Annotated in this window: 13 protein-coding genes; 4 read left to right on the forward strand and 9 right to left on the reverse strand. The window is 41.8% G+C overall.

The window, feature by feature from the left end:
- Positions 1 to 79: 79 nt before the first annotated feature.
- Complete coding sequence (locus tag FTV27_RS05435) at positions 80 to 982, reverse strand: AEC family transporter (protein ID WP_180077394.1); 903 nt, start codon at positions 980 to 982, stop codon at positions 80 to 82.
- 104 nt (positions 983 to 1,086) lie between these two features.
- Here FTV27_RS05435 and FTV27_RS05440 point away from each other — a divergent pair, with 104 nt between their 5' ends.
- A complete protein-coding gene (locus FTV27_RS05440; RefSeq protein WP_180077492.1) occupies positions 1,087 to 1,983 on the forward strand; it encodes a LysR family transcriptional regulator in 897 nt (298 codons plus the stop codon).
- A 41-nt stretch (positions 1,984 to 2,024) separates the two neighbouring features.
- On the opposite strand, the gene FTV27_RS05445 is transcribed toward FTV27_RS05440, so the two are convergent.
- Positions 2,025 to 5,138 carry a DNA translocase FtsK gene (locus tag FTV27_RS05445; protein ID WP_180077396.1) on the reverse strand — a complete coding sequence of 1,038 codons (3,114 nt, stop codon included), beginning with the start codon at positions 5,136 to 5,138 and terminating at the stop codon, positions 2,025 to 2,027.
- 253 nt (positions 5,139 to 5,391) lie between these two features.
- Here FTV27_RS05445 and trxB point away from each other — a divergent pair, with 253 nt between their 5' ends.
- The 3 genes from trxB to FTV27_RS05460 all read left to right on the forward strand — a co-directional run bounded on the left by trxB (position 5,392) and on the right by FTV27_RS05460 (position 8,024).
- On the forward strand, positions 5,392 to 6,345 hold the full coding sequence (trxB, locus tag FTV27_RS05450) for a thioredoxin-disulfide reductase (protein WP_180024006.1): 954 nt from the start codon (positions 5,392 to 5,394) through the stop codon (positions 6,343 to 6,345).
- A 110-nt stretch (positions 6,346 to 6,455) separates the two neighbouring features.
- Positions 6,456 to 7,187: a leucyl/phenylalanyl-tRNA--protein transferase gene (gene aat / locus FTV27_RS05455; protein WP_180077398.1), complete on the forward strand. Its 732-nt coding sequence runs from the start codon at positions 6,456 to 6,458 to the stop codon at positions 7,185 to 7,187.
- A gap of 21 nt (positions 7,188 to 7,208) precedes the next feature.
- Positions 7,209 to 8,024, forward strand: a complete 816-nt coding sequence (locus FTV27_RS05460) for an arginyltransferase (protein ID WP_180077400.1) — start codon at positions 7,209 to 7,211, stop codon at positions 8,022 to 8,024.
- 85 nt (positions 8,025 to 8,109) lie between these two features.
- On the opposite strand, the gene rimI is transcribed toward FTV27_RS05460, so the two are convergent.
- From rimI to FTV27_RS05495, 7 genes are all read right to left on the reverse strand, one after another.
- The gene (gene rimI / locus FTV27_RS05465; RefSeq protein WP_180077402.1) at positions 8,110 to 8,568 is read right to left on the reverse strand and encodes a ribosomal protein S18-alanine N-acetyltransferase; all 459 of its coding nucleotides are present in this window, start codon (positions 8,566 to 8,568) and stop codon (positions 8,110 to 8,112) included.
- 117 nt (positions 8,569 to 8,685) lie between these two features.
- Positions 8,686 to 9,567 (reverse strand): metal-dependent hydrolase, encoded by an 882-nt coding sequence (locus FTV27_RS05470; RefSeq protein WP_078193116.1) that lies wholly within the window; start codon positions 9,565 to 9,567, stop codon positions 8,686 to 8,688.
- 216 nt (positions 9,568 to 9,783) lie between these two features.
- A complete protein-coding gene (tuf, locus tag FTV27_RS05475) occupies positions 9,784 to 10,974 on the reverse strand; it encodes an elongation factor Tu (RefSeq protein WP_180077405.1) in 1,191 nt (396 codons plus the stop codon).
- A 93-nt stretch (positions 10,975 to 11,067) separates the two neighbouring features.
- Positions 11,068 to 13,203: an elongation factor G gene (gene fusA / locus FTV27_RS05480; protein ID WP_111885035.1), complete on the reverse strand. Its 2,136-nt coding sequence runs from the start codon at positions 13,201 to 13,203 to the stop codon at positions 11,068 to 11,070.
- Between the two features lie 131 nt (positions 13,204 to 13,334).
- Positions 13,335 to 13,805: a 30S ribosomal protein S7 gene (rpsG, locus tag FTV27_RS05485; protein ID WP_005011815.1), complete on the reverse strand. Its 471-nt coding sequence runs from the start codon at positions 13,803 to 13,805 to the stop codon at positions 13,335 to 13,337.
- Positions 13,806 to 13,983: 178 nt separating this feature from the next.
- Positions 13,984 to 14,358: a 30S ribosomal protein S12 gene (gene rpsL / locus FTV27_RS05490; protein WP_000246374.1), complete on the reverse strand. Its 375-nt coding sequence runs from the start codon at positions 14,356 to 14,358 to the stop codon at positions 13,984 to 13,986.
- Positions 14,359 to 14,513: 155 nt separating this feature from the next.
- On the reverse strand, positions 14,514 to 15,974 hold the full coding sequence (locus FTV27_RS05495) for an EcsC family protein (protein WP_180077407.1): 1,461 nt from the start codon (positions 15,972 to 15,974) through the stop codon (positions 14,514 to 14,516).
- Positions 15,975 to 16,122 lie beyond the last annotated feature (148 nt).

The raw sequence follows: 16,122 nt of genomic DNA on the forward strand, positions 1-16,122 counted from the left end.
CGAGTAACAAAAAAAAGCCCGCATCATGCGGGCCTTTTTTTATCTTATTTAAAATCAGTGTTATTGTATTTCAGCATGATTAATGCACGATCAACATGAGCAATGGAAACATCAAGCCAAAACCAATGGTTTGTACACTAATAATGGCCGCCATCAGTTGTGAATCACCTTGATAATAGCGTGTCAAAATATAAGACGATGATGCAGTCGGCAAAGCAAAAAAGACCACTAAAATCATTCGCTCAAAATCAGTCAGCCCCATCCAAGTACTCAATAGATAAGCAATACATGGCATTAACATGAGACGCCCTATCGTATTTAAACTTAAACGACGTAGATCGGCACGCATTTGCTGAAACTGTAATGCTGCCCCAACAGAAAGTAGTCCGAGCGGTAAACTCATGGCTGCCAATATTTTTAATAATTCAGGTAAGCCATGAAACAGACTCAAGCCTGATAAATTAAACAACACCCCTACAACACAGCCTAAAATTAAGGGATTTTTTGCGATGGACTGACAGGTCTGCCCCAATTGCTTCACACTTAAATTTGAAAACGCCAAGACTGAAATAATATTGACTAAGGGCACTGCAACGGCAATTAACATGGCAAACATCTGCATGCCTGTGGAGCCAAATAAAGCGCCCATAAGGGATAAACCAATATAGGTATTAAAACGAATATGACTTTGGATATACACGCCAAAACGCTGCACGGGGATATGCATAAACTGCTTGATCCCCCACAACACTATGCTGATCAAACAGGTGCCCGCAACCAGTACTGTCAACATTCGTGAAACAGTGTTCATATCCAATTGCACGGCTGATACATTCAAAAATAGCAGCACAGGAAATAAAACGTAGTAATTGAGTTTTTCTGAATTTGCCCAAAATTCATCCTGAACAAATTGTGTGTATTTAAGCACATAGCCCATCGCGATTAATGCAACGAGGGGAAACAATGCGACGACGATATTCATGCTGTACGCCTTGAAATAAAGTAGCTATTTCATCTTTAACCATTTATGTAGCACAATATAATCCTCATCTAGACTCATAACAAAATGAGTAATTACTCATGGCAATGACATTTTCTCAGCTTGAAATCTTTATTAAAGTCGCAGAACAACAAAGCTTTACTCTCGCTGCTCGACAGCTGGGAATTACTCAGTCAGCTGTCTCTCATGCCCTAAAGTGTTTAGAACAACATTGGAATGTCAGCTTATTTAGCCGTGAACAAGGCGAAATTAGCCTGACTCATATTGGTCAGCAGTTATTACTGCATGCTAAAGAAGTCATCAATACCGCACAAATCATGCAACAAGAAGTGCATGCCGCACATGGTATTCAACAAGGAACTTTAAGAATTGGTTCTTTTGGCTCCTCTAGCTCAATCCACCTTTTACCTGAACTTTTAAAAGCCTATCGTGAACGCTATCCACATATTGAAATTTTTGTCGAGGAAGGCACCGATGCGGAAGTATCTCAGTGGATTGCGGAGCGACAAGTTGATGTCGGTTTTGCTGTTCTTCCAAAATCTCAACTGGTCACATTCCCACTGATAAAAGACATCTTTATTGCGCTCATTCCGGATTCATTTGAAGTCGCGCAACAAGCTAAACTGAATATTCAAGATATTCAAAACTACCCTTTTATTATGACCCGTGCAGGTAGTCAGTCTCATGTGGAAAAGTTACTGCAACAACATCAAATTCAACCCAAAATCACCTATCAAATGTCGCAACTTTTAACCATTTTAAATATGGTGAATTTACAAGAAGGTATCGCTATCGTTGCAGATATGGCTATGCCCAAAGAATTATTAGCTTTACATCCGCATGTGGTGAAACGTCCACTTTCACCTAATACGCAACGGCAGATTGGACTCGCGGTAAAAAATCAAAAACTCATGAGCCCTGCCTGCAAAGCCTTTATCGAAATTGCCCAGTGCATGTTCTACCAAGATGAGTTCTTAATCTAAAAATAAAAAAACCTGCCGAAGCAGGTTTTTTGTTTTAGAACTTAGACCAAGATATCTCGTTTACCATTTGGCCCCATACTACTTACGATACCATTTTCTTCCATTTGGTCGATGATACGTGCAGCACGGTTATAACCGAGGCTAAATTTACGTTGCAGCGAAGAAGTAGAAGCTTTACGAGTTTCCAAAACGAAACTAACACATTGATCATACAACGCATCACGGTCTGATCCACCATCACCATCTTCAAAACCGCGAGATGTCGGCTCTTCATCATAAGGCGTTAGGATTTCATCGACATAATTCGGTTCACCGCGCTCACGCCATGCATCACAAATACGGTTCACTTCATCGTCTGAAATAAACGCGCCATGTACTCGTTCAGGCTCAATTTTACCCGGTCCGAGGAACAACATATCACCATGACCCAGTAAGTCTTCCGCACCACCAGCATCTAAGATAGTACGTGAATCCAGTTTACTGTTAACACGTAGCGCAGCACGCGTTGGAATATTGGCTTTGATCAAACCTGTGACCACATCTACGGTTGGACGCTGCGTCGCCAACAGCAAATGAATCCCTGCTGCACGTGATTTTTGTGCAAGACGGGTAATCATTTCTTCAGCTTTTTTACCCACTTGCATGATCATGTCAGCAAATTCGTCGGCAACAATTACGATCAACGGCATAGGCTGTAAACGTGGCGCACGACTTTGCGTTGCTGAGTCATCTGGCTTCCAAGTTGGATCGATGAGATCTTCCCCGTTGGCCATTGCTTCTTCAATTTTGCGGTTAAAGTCAGTTAGCTTACGCACTTTCATCAAAGACATCAGCTTATAACGACGCTCCATTTCATTCACACACCAGTTCAATGCACTCACCGCATCTTTCATGTCGGTTACAACAGGCGTTAATAAATGTGGAATATCGTTATAGTTGGCAAGTTCCAACTGTTTCGGGTCAATCATGATGAGTCGCAGTTGCTCAGGTGTATATTTCAACAACATCGACAACAACATGGCATTAACTGCGACTGACTTACCAGAACCCGTGGTACCTGCCACCAACATATGCGGTGCTTTCGCCAAATCTGCCAAGACAGGATTACCCGAAATATCTTTACCCATCGCCATACTAAGTAAGGCATTTGGATCACGGTATGCAGGTGTTTCTAACAGTTCAATAAGACGAACCATTTCACGTGAACTATTTGGGACTTCAATCCCGATATACGGTTTACCCGGAATGACTTCCACCACACGCACAGAAGCCATAGACATTGAGCGTGCCAAGTCACGTGAAATATTGGTCACTTTCGATGCTTTTACACCGGGTGCCAAATCTAGTTCAAAACGTGTCACGACAGGGCCCGGCTGTGCTTCTACAACTTTAGCTTTGACATTAAACTCTTGCAGCTTAATTTCTAAAAGTTCAGACAAGCGAGACAATTGCTCTGCGGTAAAATTAACTTTCTTATTCGGATCTACAGGATCTAATATTTCCAAGCCCGGCAAAGTCGGTAAATCCAAACGTTTTTGTGCCACTTGCATCGCACGAGACATTGGACGACCAGAGGCATCGGTTAAAGGCGCATCAAAGTCAAAATCATCTTCGAGATCTAAATCGATGTCTTCAGGCTTACCTGCTGTTTCTTGCCACACTTCACGGAAAGCATCTTTATTCGAGCTGATTAAGGCTTTTTCATCGTCAGATACAAAAGTCTGTGGCTGCGTATTAATTTCAGCACGAACCAAAGGCGTAGATTGCGCATAACTACTGGTTGTACGAACCGGTTGTGACTGTTCCATTGCTCGCTCTGCTTCTTCAACCAGCAAATCATCGAGATCATTAAATTCAGCTTCAGCACTGATATTTTTCGGTGTGGTGAGCGTTGTCGTTTGTGCAGCTGCCACACCTAATTCTACAACGGTTGCAGCAGCACCTGTAGCAAATTCATTTGAATGCGTTGCTAGACTTTCATTTTGCGATGTATTAAATGGGCTATGCACATCCGTCGCTGTTTTACCATTCGGGACAGCCGCTAACAGCTCATCGAAGATTTCATCATCATCCCAATCCACTGATTTTTTAGCAGGTTGCACCGCTTCTGTCGGAGAAGTCGAATGCACATCCGCTGCTTTGTTGAAATATTCAGTTTGATTGGCAGGCTGCTCTTCTTCTGCAGCTTTCAGTAAAGCATCAATATCTTGTTTGTGCCGTTGGTCATCATTTGAATGCAAGGCACGCCAAACCTCTCCCGTCGCAACAACACGTTGTTGATCTTGCTCAAGCTGACGCACTTTCGCCAAAGTATGTTCAAAATCTTCATCGGATGGTGTAGCAGTCTCCGGCGAATTTACCGTAGATAAAAGCTGTGCATTGCCTTCTTTGTCTGCCCATTCTTTATCAGCAATATCATCAAATAAACGCTCAGCAACACGATCGCGTACTACAGGGTCAACCTCTACAGCATGATGTTCATGGGCGGGTGTAACTGGTGCAACCACTTTTGATGCATGCGCAGCAGCACTCTCTTTTTTAGTCGTTGGTACTGTACGGTCAAATGCGGTGTCGCCTTCAGGCACATTGCGATAGAACAAATCTTGCAGATAAGCTGGTGTCGATTTCATGGTTGCCCATGTCTTATTCCACTTGATGCCAAAGGCCAAAGTGAACAACATGATCCAAAATGCAATAAGAAATATTGCTGCACCATAGACCGTTAAAATTTGTTCAAGACTTTGACCCAGTTCATAACCAATAATCCCGCCCGATGCATTTTCTAAGGTATCTTCGGGAACATTCCAAAACAGGAAAAGTAAACTTGAAGTTGCCAGTAAAATAAAGAACTGAGCGGCATAGCGAAATGGACGGTTTAGAAAACTACGTGGCCACCACACTTGAATTGCTTCGAGAAATAAATAGACAGGTATCAGCAAACTTGCCCAACCTAAAAATCCATAGAGTAAGTCAGCTATCCATGCGCCTGCGACGCCGCTGGCATTTGAAACTTGCTGAGTATCACTGGATAAATGCATCCATCCCGGATCAAATGGCGTATATGTGACTGTTGCAAGGAACAGATATATCCCAAATGAAACAAGGAATAATGTCATTATTAAGCGCTGTGCATATGCACCCGACACCGCTGTCATATACGTTCCTGTAACCAATTCTTCATGAATGTTTTTGTCATTACCCACAACAAAAATGGGCTGAATCTAAACCTGTTATTATGCACCTGTTCAATAAAAAAGATGCAAGATAATTTAAGTATAGTTGTTAACTTTATTGTATATAGCTCAAAACGATTTCGATGATCAATAATATCGACTTTAATCTCACACAATCGTTTCAAACTTTGACGTATAATTCCACAAATTATCATATAAAAAAAGGATTCTACGGATGAGCGCTCGTCACTCACGTCTAATTATTTTAGGTTCTGGTCCTGCAGGTTATAGCGCTGCGGTATACGCTGCCCGTGCGAACCTGAAACCGACACTCATCGCAGGTATTCAATTAGGCGGTCAATTGACTACGACAACAGAAGTAGACAACTGGCCAGGTGGTGCAGAAGGTTTAACAGGCCCTGCCCTAATGGAACAAATGCAAGCGCATGCTGAACGTTTTGGCACAGAAATTGTGTATGACCATATCAACGAAGTAGATCTCAATGTTCGTCCGTTCGTGCTTAAAGGCGATATGGAAGAGTTTACTTGTGATGCGTTGATTATTTGTACAGGTGCAACTGCACAATATTTAGGTCTCGAATCTGAAGCTGCATTTATGGGTCAAGGCGTGAGCGCATGTGCAACATGTGACGGCTTCTTCTACAAAAACCAAAAAGTTATGGTTGTCGGCGGCGGTAATACTGCTGTGGAAGAAGCGCTGTATCTTTCAAATATTGCATCGCATGTCACTCTAGTACACCGTCGTGATACTTTACGTTCAGAGAAAATTCTGCAAGATCATCTTTTTGCAAAAGAAAAAGAAGGTAAAATCAGTATTATCTGGAATCACCAAGTAGATGAAGTCATTGGCGATAACACCGGTGTGACTTCTGTACGTATTAAATCTACGCAAGATGATTCAACTCAAAACGTTGATGTCACTGGTATGTTTGTGGCGATTGGTCACAAACCAAATAGCGGTATTTTTGAAGGTCAATTGAACTTACGTGATGGCTACATCCAAGTTCAAAGTGGCACCGCAGGCAACGCAACACAAACGTCTATTCCAGGCGTATTTGCTGCGGGTGATATTGCCGATAGTATCTACCGTCAAGCGATTACTTCTGCAGGTTCAGGCTGTATGGCTGCACTCGATGCTGAAAAATACCTTGATGCACTCGGCGAATAATCTTTTGCTTAAGTCATTTGCTTAGCTAAATAGTTTTAAAAATTAGCCGACCTGATGGTCGGCTTTTTTATGTATGATAAATATCCGTGTACCTCAATAAGAAGCTTGGCATGCCGATACTCCCTCCTTCTGAATTTACTTTCCCCGATCCTGTTGAATGCGATCCTGATGGTGAAGGCTTAATTTGCATCGGTGCTGACCTCTCCCCTTCCACACTGTTTGAAGCCTATAGTCACGGTCTTTTCCCATGGTTCAGTGAAGGTGATCCAATTTGTTGGTGGTGTCCTGAACCCCGCTGCATTATTCGACCGCAGGACTATCATCCAAGCAAATCGTTATTACGCAGCATGAAAAAAATGGACTATAAGATCACCATTAATCATGCGTTTGAAACTGTAATTCGCTCATGTTCTTTGCCGCGTAGTTATGCCAATGAAACATGGATTTCAGAAGATATTATTCAGGGATATTCTGCGCTGTTTGACGCAGGCTATGCTTATAGCATTGAAGTTTGGGAAAATGAGACTGTTGTCGGTGGCCTCTATGGTGTCAATATTGGCCATGGCTGCTTTGGCGAGTCTATGTTTAGTACACGAACAGATGTCTCTAAAATGGCGTTTTACACCTTAATGCTCATCGGGCGAGAGAATCAGTTGCCATGGATTGATTGCCAATTGGTCAACGATCACCTCTTAAGCTTAGGTGCGAGTACACTTTCTCGCCAACAATACCTTAATTCGTTACAAGATGTTGTTAAACAACCCTCTATCGATTGGAAAAAGTATCAGGACAGTGTATTTTCAAGTAAAACAATAGCGCAATGGGCAAGTCTCAGCGCATGACAATAAAAGAGGGATATTACGATGAATTCCTATCAACCGAAGTCCCTGTTGAACGAATTACAGTACTACATCACGCCTCCGCATGATTGTAGCTACTTAGAAAATAAATCTGCTCGGATGGTCTTTCTTGATCCTGTCCATCGTATTGATGTGGTCACATTATCTGAACTTTCCCGCATGGGTTTTCGTCGTAGTGGTGATTTTGTCTATCGCCCTGAATGTCATCTTTGTCGCCAATGTTTGTCCTCTCGCGTTCCTGTTCATGAATTTCAAATGAACAGCATGCAAAAAAAAGCGTGGAAACGGAATCAAGATTTAACGGTGAAAATTAGCCGCCCTCAAGATGCCGATGCAAAGCATTATGCGCTGTACGAACGCTACATTAATGAGCGGCATGCTGATGGTGATATGTACCCACCTAGCCAAGATCAATTTGAAAAATTTTTAATTAATAGCTGCACTGACAGTTTCTTTTTAGAGCTGTGGTTAGATGAGCAACTGATCAGTGTATCTACCTGTGATCCACTTGATGATGGTATTTCAGCGGTATATACCTTTTTTGATCCTGATGAAAGCCGTCGCTCCCTAGGGACTTTTGCCATTCTGAAACAAATCGAGCATGCGCAAAAGCTTGGACTGCAATATGTCTACTTGGGCTATTGGGTACCCGATTCGCAAAAAATGAATTATAAATCTCAGTATATTCCACTGGAACTTCTGCTTGATGGACAATGGCGTCGACTCAACCGACCACTGACCCAAGAAGAAATTAGCCAACTGGGGGATTCCCTGATGACCACCTTACCTTCCGGCTGGAACAATCCTATTATTAAATAAAAGAGATCAAACAATAGATATTCAATAAAAAAGCATTCGTTTATTCACGAATGCTTTCTTTAAATTTGATCACTCTTCACCGCTTTTATTTAAATAAAGCTGCAAAATCATCACTACAAGTCTTCACCATAATAATGGCATGTTCTCGTGTTCCATCGGCATTTGGATAATAATTTTTTCGCAAATCGATTTGATGAAAATCCGCTTTTTCATATAAACGGATCGCAGGTTGATTACCTACACGTACTTCTAAAAATATCTGTACAGGATTATTTTTGAGTAAGGCAATAGATTCATCAAGCAATTGAAAACCTAAGCCTTTGCCTTGTTCGCTCGGATCGATCGCCATTAACAATAAATTTGCTTCATCTAAAACGGGTTGTAAAATGCAAAAACCTACAACTTTTCCTTGTCGCTCAATCACCGTACTTTGATAGGCAGCAATCGATTCTTGAAATTGTTTTATGGTCCAAGGATGGCTTTGTACGCGGCGCTCGATATCGTAAACCTGCTGGACATCAGCGTCTTGCATCAAACGAATCATCTTCGTTTATCTTTCTATAGCTAGGGTATGCGCATTATAAAAAGTTTGTCTATAAAGTTGAATAAAAAAAAGAGCGATTTACATCGCCCTTCTGAAAAAGTCACCACAGCGCTGTGATTAGAGACCCAAATATGCTTTCCACGTTTTTAACAAACCAGAAGTATCTAAATCATTCGGGTGAAAACCTGGTTTAAAATACATCAGCATTTCTTTACCCATACCAGTGATGATGCCTTTTGAAGGGCTATAACCATAGGTATAAATATCTTTTAATGCTTCAAAATTAAGCTTGTTATCTTCTTTTAATAAACGAGCGACAAAATAACTTTGTACGAAGAATAAAGTCACCATCGCGCCAATCAATGAACCTGTACGGAGTGCGTAGGCCTTTATTCCCTGACCAAAGACACCTTCAAATACATCATAAGCTACGGCTTTATGCTCATTTTCTTCAATCGCATGCCATAACCACATATTTTTCATGGTTTCATCAGTCATCAAGGCTTGAATATGTGGGTTTACCAATAACTGTGAAGCAATTGTTGCAGTGAAATGCTCAAGTGCCGTAGTTGCAGTAAGATCCACCATTTCTTGAGTAATACCAACAGGTTTACCAATACGTGCAAAGACTTTACGCACACCTTGGATAACACGACCCGTTGCCTTATCAAGTGTTTCGACATCATGACCGTATTTTTGTGCAGAAGCATTAAAACCCTCATGCTCTTGCGTATGCATTGCTTCTTGACCAATGAAAGCACTAATTTCTTTTTGTAGGGCTTCATTATTTGCGATCGCGGGGTGTTTACGTACTGCACGCACACTATCAATAAAGAACATTTCACCCGCGGGAAATAAAGCAGACAATGCGGTCATAAAATGTGTCAAACCTGCTGAGCCATTCATCCAGTACTCTGGTACCGCATCAAAATCAAAATTCATGCGACGTACAGGGAAACTTGCACCTGCTCGATTAGTAATCTTTACTTTAGCGTTCATGCCTAACTCCTTTTTGAGTTATGAAATACTCAAACTTTTATTGGTTTTCTTGAGTTCATATTACGGTTTTATTGACGCGTAATTATTTCAGTTAAGGACAGTGAATTATCACTAAAGGACAGCTTTAAAAAATATTGTCAGACAATTTTCCTATCACATTGAATAAGCATAAAAAAAAGCGCCTCAAAGAGGCGCTTTTTTACACACATTTAGTGATTATGCAGTTACTTTAGAAACTACACCCGCACCAACTGTACGACCACCTTCACGGATCGCGAAGCGTAAGCCAGCGTCCATTGCGATTGGGTGGATTAATTCTACTGACATTTCTACGTTGTCACCAGGCATAACCATTTCAACGCCTTCTTTAAGCGAGATCGCACCAGTTACGTCAGTTGTACGGAAGTAGAACTGTGGACGGTAACCGTTAAGGAATGGAGTATGACGGCCACCTTCGTCTTTAGAAAGTACGTATACTTCTGCGTCGAATTTAGTATGCGGTTTGATTGTACCTGGTTTAGCAAGTACTTGACCACGTTGAACGTCTTCACGTTTAGTACCACGTAGAAGAACACCACAGTTCTCGCCCGCACGACCTTCGTCAAGAAGTTTACGGAACATTTCTACGCCAGTTACAGTTGTTTTAACTGTATCTTTAATACCAACGATTTCAACTTCTTCGCCTACTTTCACGATACCAGTTTCAACACGGCCAGTTACTACTGTACCACGACCTGAAATTGAGAATACGTCTTCGATTGGCATAAGGAATGCTTGGTCGATAGCACGTTCTGGTTCTGGGATGTAAGAGTCAAGAGCTTCAACAAGAGCAACCACAGCATCTTCGCCGTATTGACCAGCTTCACCATTAAGCGCTGCAAGAGCAGAACCACGGATTACTGGAGTGTCGTCGCCTGGGAAGTCATAAGTAGAAAGAAGTTCACGAACTTCCATTTCTACTAATTCAATTAATTCTTCATCATCAACGATGTCACATTTGTTCAAGAACACAACGATGTAAGGTACACCTACCTGACGAGAAAGAAGGATGTGTTCACGAGTTTGTGGCATTGGACCATCAGTCGCCGAACAAACCAGGATCGCACCGTCCATCTGAGCCGCACCAGTGATCATGTTTTTAACATAATCGGCGTGACCTGGGCAGTCTACGTGAGCGTAGTGACGGATTGGAGAATCGTATTCTACGTGTGAAGTATTAATTGTAATACCACGTGCTTTTTCTTCTGGTGCAGAGTCGATTGCAGCGTAATCTTTCGCTTCACCACCGAATTTTTTTGCACATACAGTTGCAATTGCAGCTGTTAAAGTAGTTTTACCGTGGTCGACGTGACCAATTGTACCCACGTTAACGTGTGGCTTATTACGTTCGAACTTAGCCTTAGCCATGAGATCTTCCTTTTTAAACTACTCATGCAGGGATACTGCATGAGCATTTGGTTTTTAACTATGAATTAGTTTGGGCTTATAGTAATCGAAAGATTACTCGTCGTCACCTTTTTTACCGCCAGATTGGAACTTAGCGATGATGCCTTCAGCCACGTTACGTGGTGTTTCAGCGTATTTAGCGAATTCCATAGAATAAGTCGCACGACCTTGAGACATAGAACGCATATGTGTTGCGTAACCAAACATCTCAGAAAGTGGAACTTCTGCACGGATAGCTTTAGTACCACCAGGTAAATCGTCCATACCTTGAACAAGACCACGACGACGGTTTAAGTCACCCATGATATCGCCCATGTAGTCTTCTGGAGTTTCTACTTCAACTTTCATGATAGGCTCAAGAAGAACAGGATCTGCTTTCATGAAACCGTCACGGAATGCGTAAGAACCAGCCATTTTGAACGATAATTCGTCAGAGTCGACGTCATGGTAAGAACCATCGAACAATGTCGCTTTGATGCCAACAACTGGATAACCAGCTAGGACACCATTCTTCATACGTTCTTGGATACCTTTGTCAACCGCACCGAAGAATTCTTTAGGTACTACACCACCAACAACTTCTTCAGCGAACTCGTAGTCTTTACCAGCATCTTCAGCAAGTGGTTCTAAACGTACGTATACGTGACCAAACTTACCTTTACCACCAGTTTGACGTACGAACTTACCTTCTTGTTCAACTGATTTTTTGATCGTTTCACGGTAAGCTACCATTGGTTTACCAATGTTCGCTTCAACGTTGAATTCACGCTTCATACGGTCAACAATAATGTCAAGGTGAAGCTCACCCATACCAGCAATAATTGTTTGACCAGATTCTTCGTCAGTACGTACGCGGAATGATGGATCTTCTTTCGCCAAACGACCTAAAGCAACAGACATTTTTTCTTGGTCAGCTTTAGTTTTAGGCTCAACCGCAAGCGCAATTACTGGCTCTGGGAATTCCATACGCTCTAGTGTAATTACATTGTTTTCATCACATAATGTATCACCAGTCGTAGTATCTTTAAGACCTACACATGCTGCGATATCACCCGCACGAATTTCTTCAATATCGTGACGGTCATTTGCGTGCATCTGTACGATACGGCCAACACGTTCGCGCTTCATTTTAACTGGGTTATAGCAAGGGCTACCTGCTTTAAGCACACCAGAGTAAACACGTACGAATGTTAAGTTACCTACGAATTTGTCGTTCATGATTTTGAACGCAAGCGCAGAGAACGGAGCATCGTCAGACGCTTCACGAGAACCTTCAGTTTCGTCTTTGTCGTCAAGGATACCCTTGATCGCTTCAACGTCAGTCGGCGCAGGTAAGAATTCAATTACAGCATCCAACATACGTTGAACACCTTTGTTTTTGAACGCTGAACCACAAAGCATTGGTTGAATTTCATTCAACAATGTACGTGCACGTAAACCTGAAACGATTTCTTCTTTAGTTAACTCACCTTCTTCAAGGTACTTGTCCATGAGTTCTTCTGATGCTTCCGCAGCAGCTTCAACCATGTTAGTACGCCATTCGTTAGCAGTATCAACTAATTCAGCAGGGATTTCGCCATATTCAAACTTCATACCTTGAGACGCTTCGTCCCAGATAATCGCTTTCATTTCGATTAGGTCAACAACACCCTGGAAGTTTTCTTCTGCACCGATTGGAACAACGATTGGCACTGGATTACCACCAAGACGTGTTTTAACTTGTTCAACAGCACGGAAGAAGTTCGCACCAGTACGGTCCATTTTGTTCACGAATGCAATACGTGGAACTTTATATTTATTTGCTTGACGCCATACAGTTTCAGACTGAGGTTGTACACCACCTACAGCACAGTAAACCATGCATGCACCGTCAAGAACACGCATAGAACGTTCAACTTCAATAGTGAAGTCTACGTGTCCTGGGGTATCAATTACGTTAATACGGTGCTGTTCAAATTGGTTACCCATCCCTTTCCAGAAGCATGTTACTGCCGCTGAGGTAATAGTAATACCACGTTCTTGCTCTTGTTCCATCCAGTCTGTAGTTGCAGAACCTTCGTGAGTTTCACCAAGTTTGTGACTCTCACCTGTGTAGAACAAAATACGTTCTGAAGTGGTAGTTTTACCAGCATCAATGTGCGCAGAGATACCAATGTTACGATAACGAGAAATTGGGGTTTGACGAGCCATGATTTCTAGCATTCCTAAATTTTGTTGTTTAAAACAGGACGCTTTAAGCTGCATAGCAACTTAAAGCGATTCGATGACAAAACAGTGACAACTGATTTGTCACCCTCCTGAATAGGGGCTGTTTTATCCGCTTAGAAACGGTAATGAGAGAAGGCTTTGTTGGCTTCAGCCATACGATGCACATCTTCACGTTTTTTGATCGCTGCGCCTTTACCTTCAGCTGCATCAAGCAACTCACCAGCAAGACGTAAAGCCATAGTTTTTTCAGAACGCTTAGCAGCAGCATCTACTAACCAACGCATAGCCAAGGCAGTACGACGGGATGGGCGTACTTCCATAGGCACTTGGTATGTAGCACCACCAACACGGCGTGCTTTTACTTCGACCATAGGACGAACTTTTTCAAGAGTAGTCTCGAAAAATTCAACTGGGTCTACTTTAGATTTTTCTTGAACGCGGTCTAAAGCACCGTAAACGATACTTTCAGCAATAGATTTTTTACCATCTTGCATTACGTGGTTCATGAATTTAGCGATTGTTTGGCTGCTGAACTTAGGATCCGGAAGGATTTCACGGGCAGCAACTACGCGACGTCTTGGCATTTTAATACACCTAATAAATATGACACTTCAGGTTACTCCAGCAGGTGCACAAAGTGTCATGTGCTTTCGCTGGCCTTACTATACGTCGCTTGGAATTTTCACAAAAAATGCAGAAATCAGACAAGCGAGACGATAAAGGATTGCAGTTCTAAGGAACTAAGAAGTTAATCTTTTCAGATTATTTCTTAGGACGTTTAGCACCGTATTTAGAACGAGACTGGTTACGATCTTTAACACCAGCACAGTCTAAAGAACCACGAACGGTATGGTAACGTACACCCGGTAAATCTTTAACACGACCACCACGGATAAGAACAACACTGTGCTCTTGTAGGTTATGGCCTTCACCACCGATGTAGCTAGAAACTTCGAAACCTGAAGTTAAGCGAACACGGCAAACTTTACGCATTGCTGAGTTAGGTTTTTTAGGTGTAGTTGTGTAAACACGTGTACAAACACCACGACGTTGTGGACAAGCCTTCAACGCAGGAACTTTAGATTTTTCAACTAAAGTTGTACGACCCTTACGGATCAACTGATTTGTTGTTGCCATTTGGCAATTCTCCCGTTAATAAAAAGCCCCAAAAAATACTACTTTTTGAGGGCATGCAATTGTAAGCGAAGACTTAAAATTGGTCAACAATATACGATCATCGAAAACATTTATTCATCATGATTTGCGCAATTTTTCACCCACAAATAAATAGTTTATTTTTCAGAAGAATCTGCTGATTTTTTTGTAACTTTATCTACGGCTGCTGTTTTGGCTTTACGCGGCTTAGTTTTGGGTGCAGCTTTTTCCACTGGGACATCCTCCTGCTGTACAGATTCCAACACATCAAACTCATCTTTTTCAGCTAAAGCAGGTTTTTGCGCAGCCCCGGGTGCATGAGGCTCAACAACTTTCTCCGCAAGTGCCTCCAAACCTTCTGAGACTTTTTGTTCCTGCTCTACTTCCACTTCGGCTGCATCAGAGTTTTTAACTTGTGCTTTTTTGATGACTTTTACTGTGCGGATACTCTCATGACCTGTAACATCTATGGTCTGATCTAGTACAGGCTCAGCCAAATCAATATCTTTCGCCTTAATACCTTCTAGTAATTTAGGTGTTGCTTGAGCAAGCAACTCAAGAGAACGCTCATAGGCATGTAAAGGTGACAAGCTAATATCCTGATGCTGCAAAATATATTGGCGCGCATTAGAAAAGACTTGCTGTGCCTTCTGATTCACTTCATCCACTAAACGGCGACTATACACCACACTTACACCAACACTCGCCACAGGAGATAATCGTGATAGCTGATTTAACAATGAAACTTTTGGCATTTGATTGAGCCATGCCCACTTAAACTGACCATTTTCATCTAGTACATATTTTTTCAATGCTGCTGCATCAGTATCTGAACCCACCAATTGCTGCAATTGATGTAAATCACTATTTTGTAGCGTACTACTCAGAGCTTTTATTGCCATAAGCAAAGTTTGTTTTTCTGCAATTAAACTCAAGTCGACCTGTTTAAAAATAAACTGAACAATATCTTGGTCACTTTCTTTGCTTAAGTCGAAACCATAAGAACGTCCAACTTGATAAATCACTCGCAGAGTCATAATCAGTGAAGCAGGGATATCAACACTTGAACCAATGACACCTGTCGCACCTGTTAAAGCCCCTTGAATCGAAGCAATCCATTTATTTTGCTCGCCCAAGGCCTGACTAATACGACGCGAACGATCGACATCTTGTGTCAACTCTTCTAAATCACGTACCCCAGCTTCATCCAGTACAGCATCTACAGATGAAATATCCGAACTAAAATGATTAAGTCGATCAAATAAATAATCAGAAATTTTGTCACTAAATTGAGGAGCAACAAAATTAGCCACATTATTTACGGTATTAAAATGTCGACCCAATAATTGTCTAGAAACATTTGGAACGTGTTCACGCAAGATTTGCTGAGGATTATCATATTTTTTTACATCAAATACGCCCGCTTGCCTTGACTGACCCTCCAAGGTTTGACCATTTTTTTGAGGTTGAATGACCTTAGTTACGGATTCGGGTGCGACATGATTAATGATAGACACCCCAGTAGAACTGAGCTTTTTAGCCACTCCAAAGGCGTTTGAGAGTAGACCTGCCGTTGGTTTATTATTCGTTTTCACCATTCCCTACCTCATTAAAACTATTCTTGAAATTATTGATAAATACTAGGTGTAGTCAAACTTTATCACAACTTGAATATGTATCTTTAAGTTAAGTTTTTTGCTGCAAAGTTGCAAATTAGCTCAGTCAACAATAGGCATAGGATTTGCC

It is taken from the genome of Acinetobacter sp. YH12251 (assembly GCF_013417465.1).
GTDB classification, from domain to species: domain Bacteria; phylum Pseudomonadota; class Gammaproteobacteria; order Pseudomonadales; family Moraxellaceae; genus Acinetobacter; species Acinetobacter amyesii.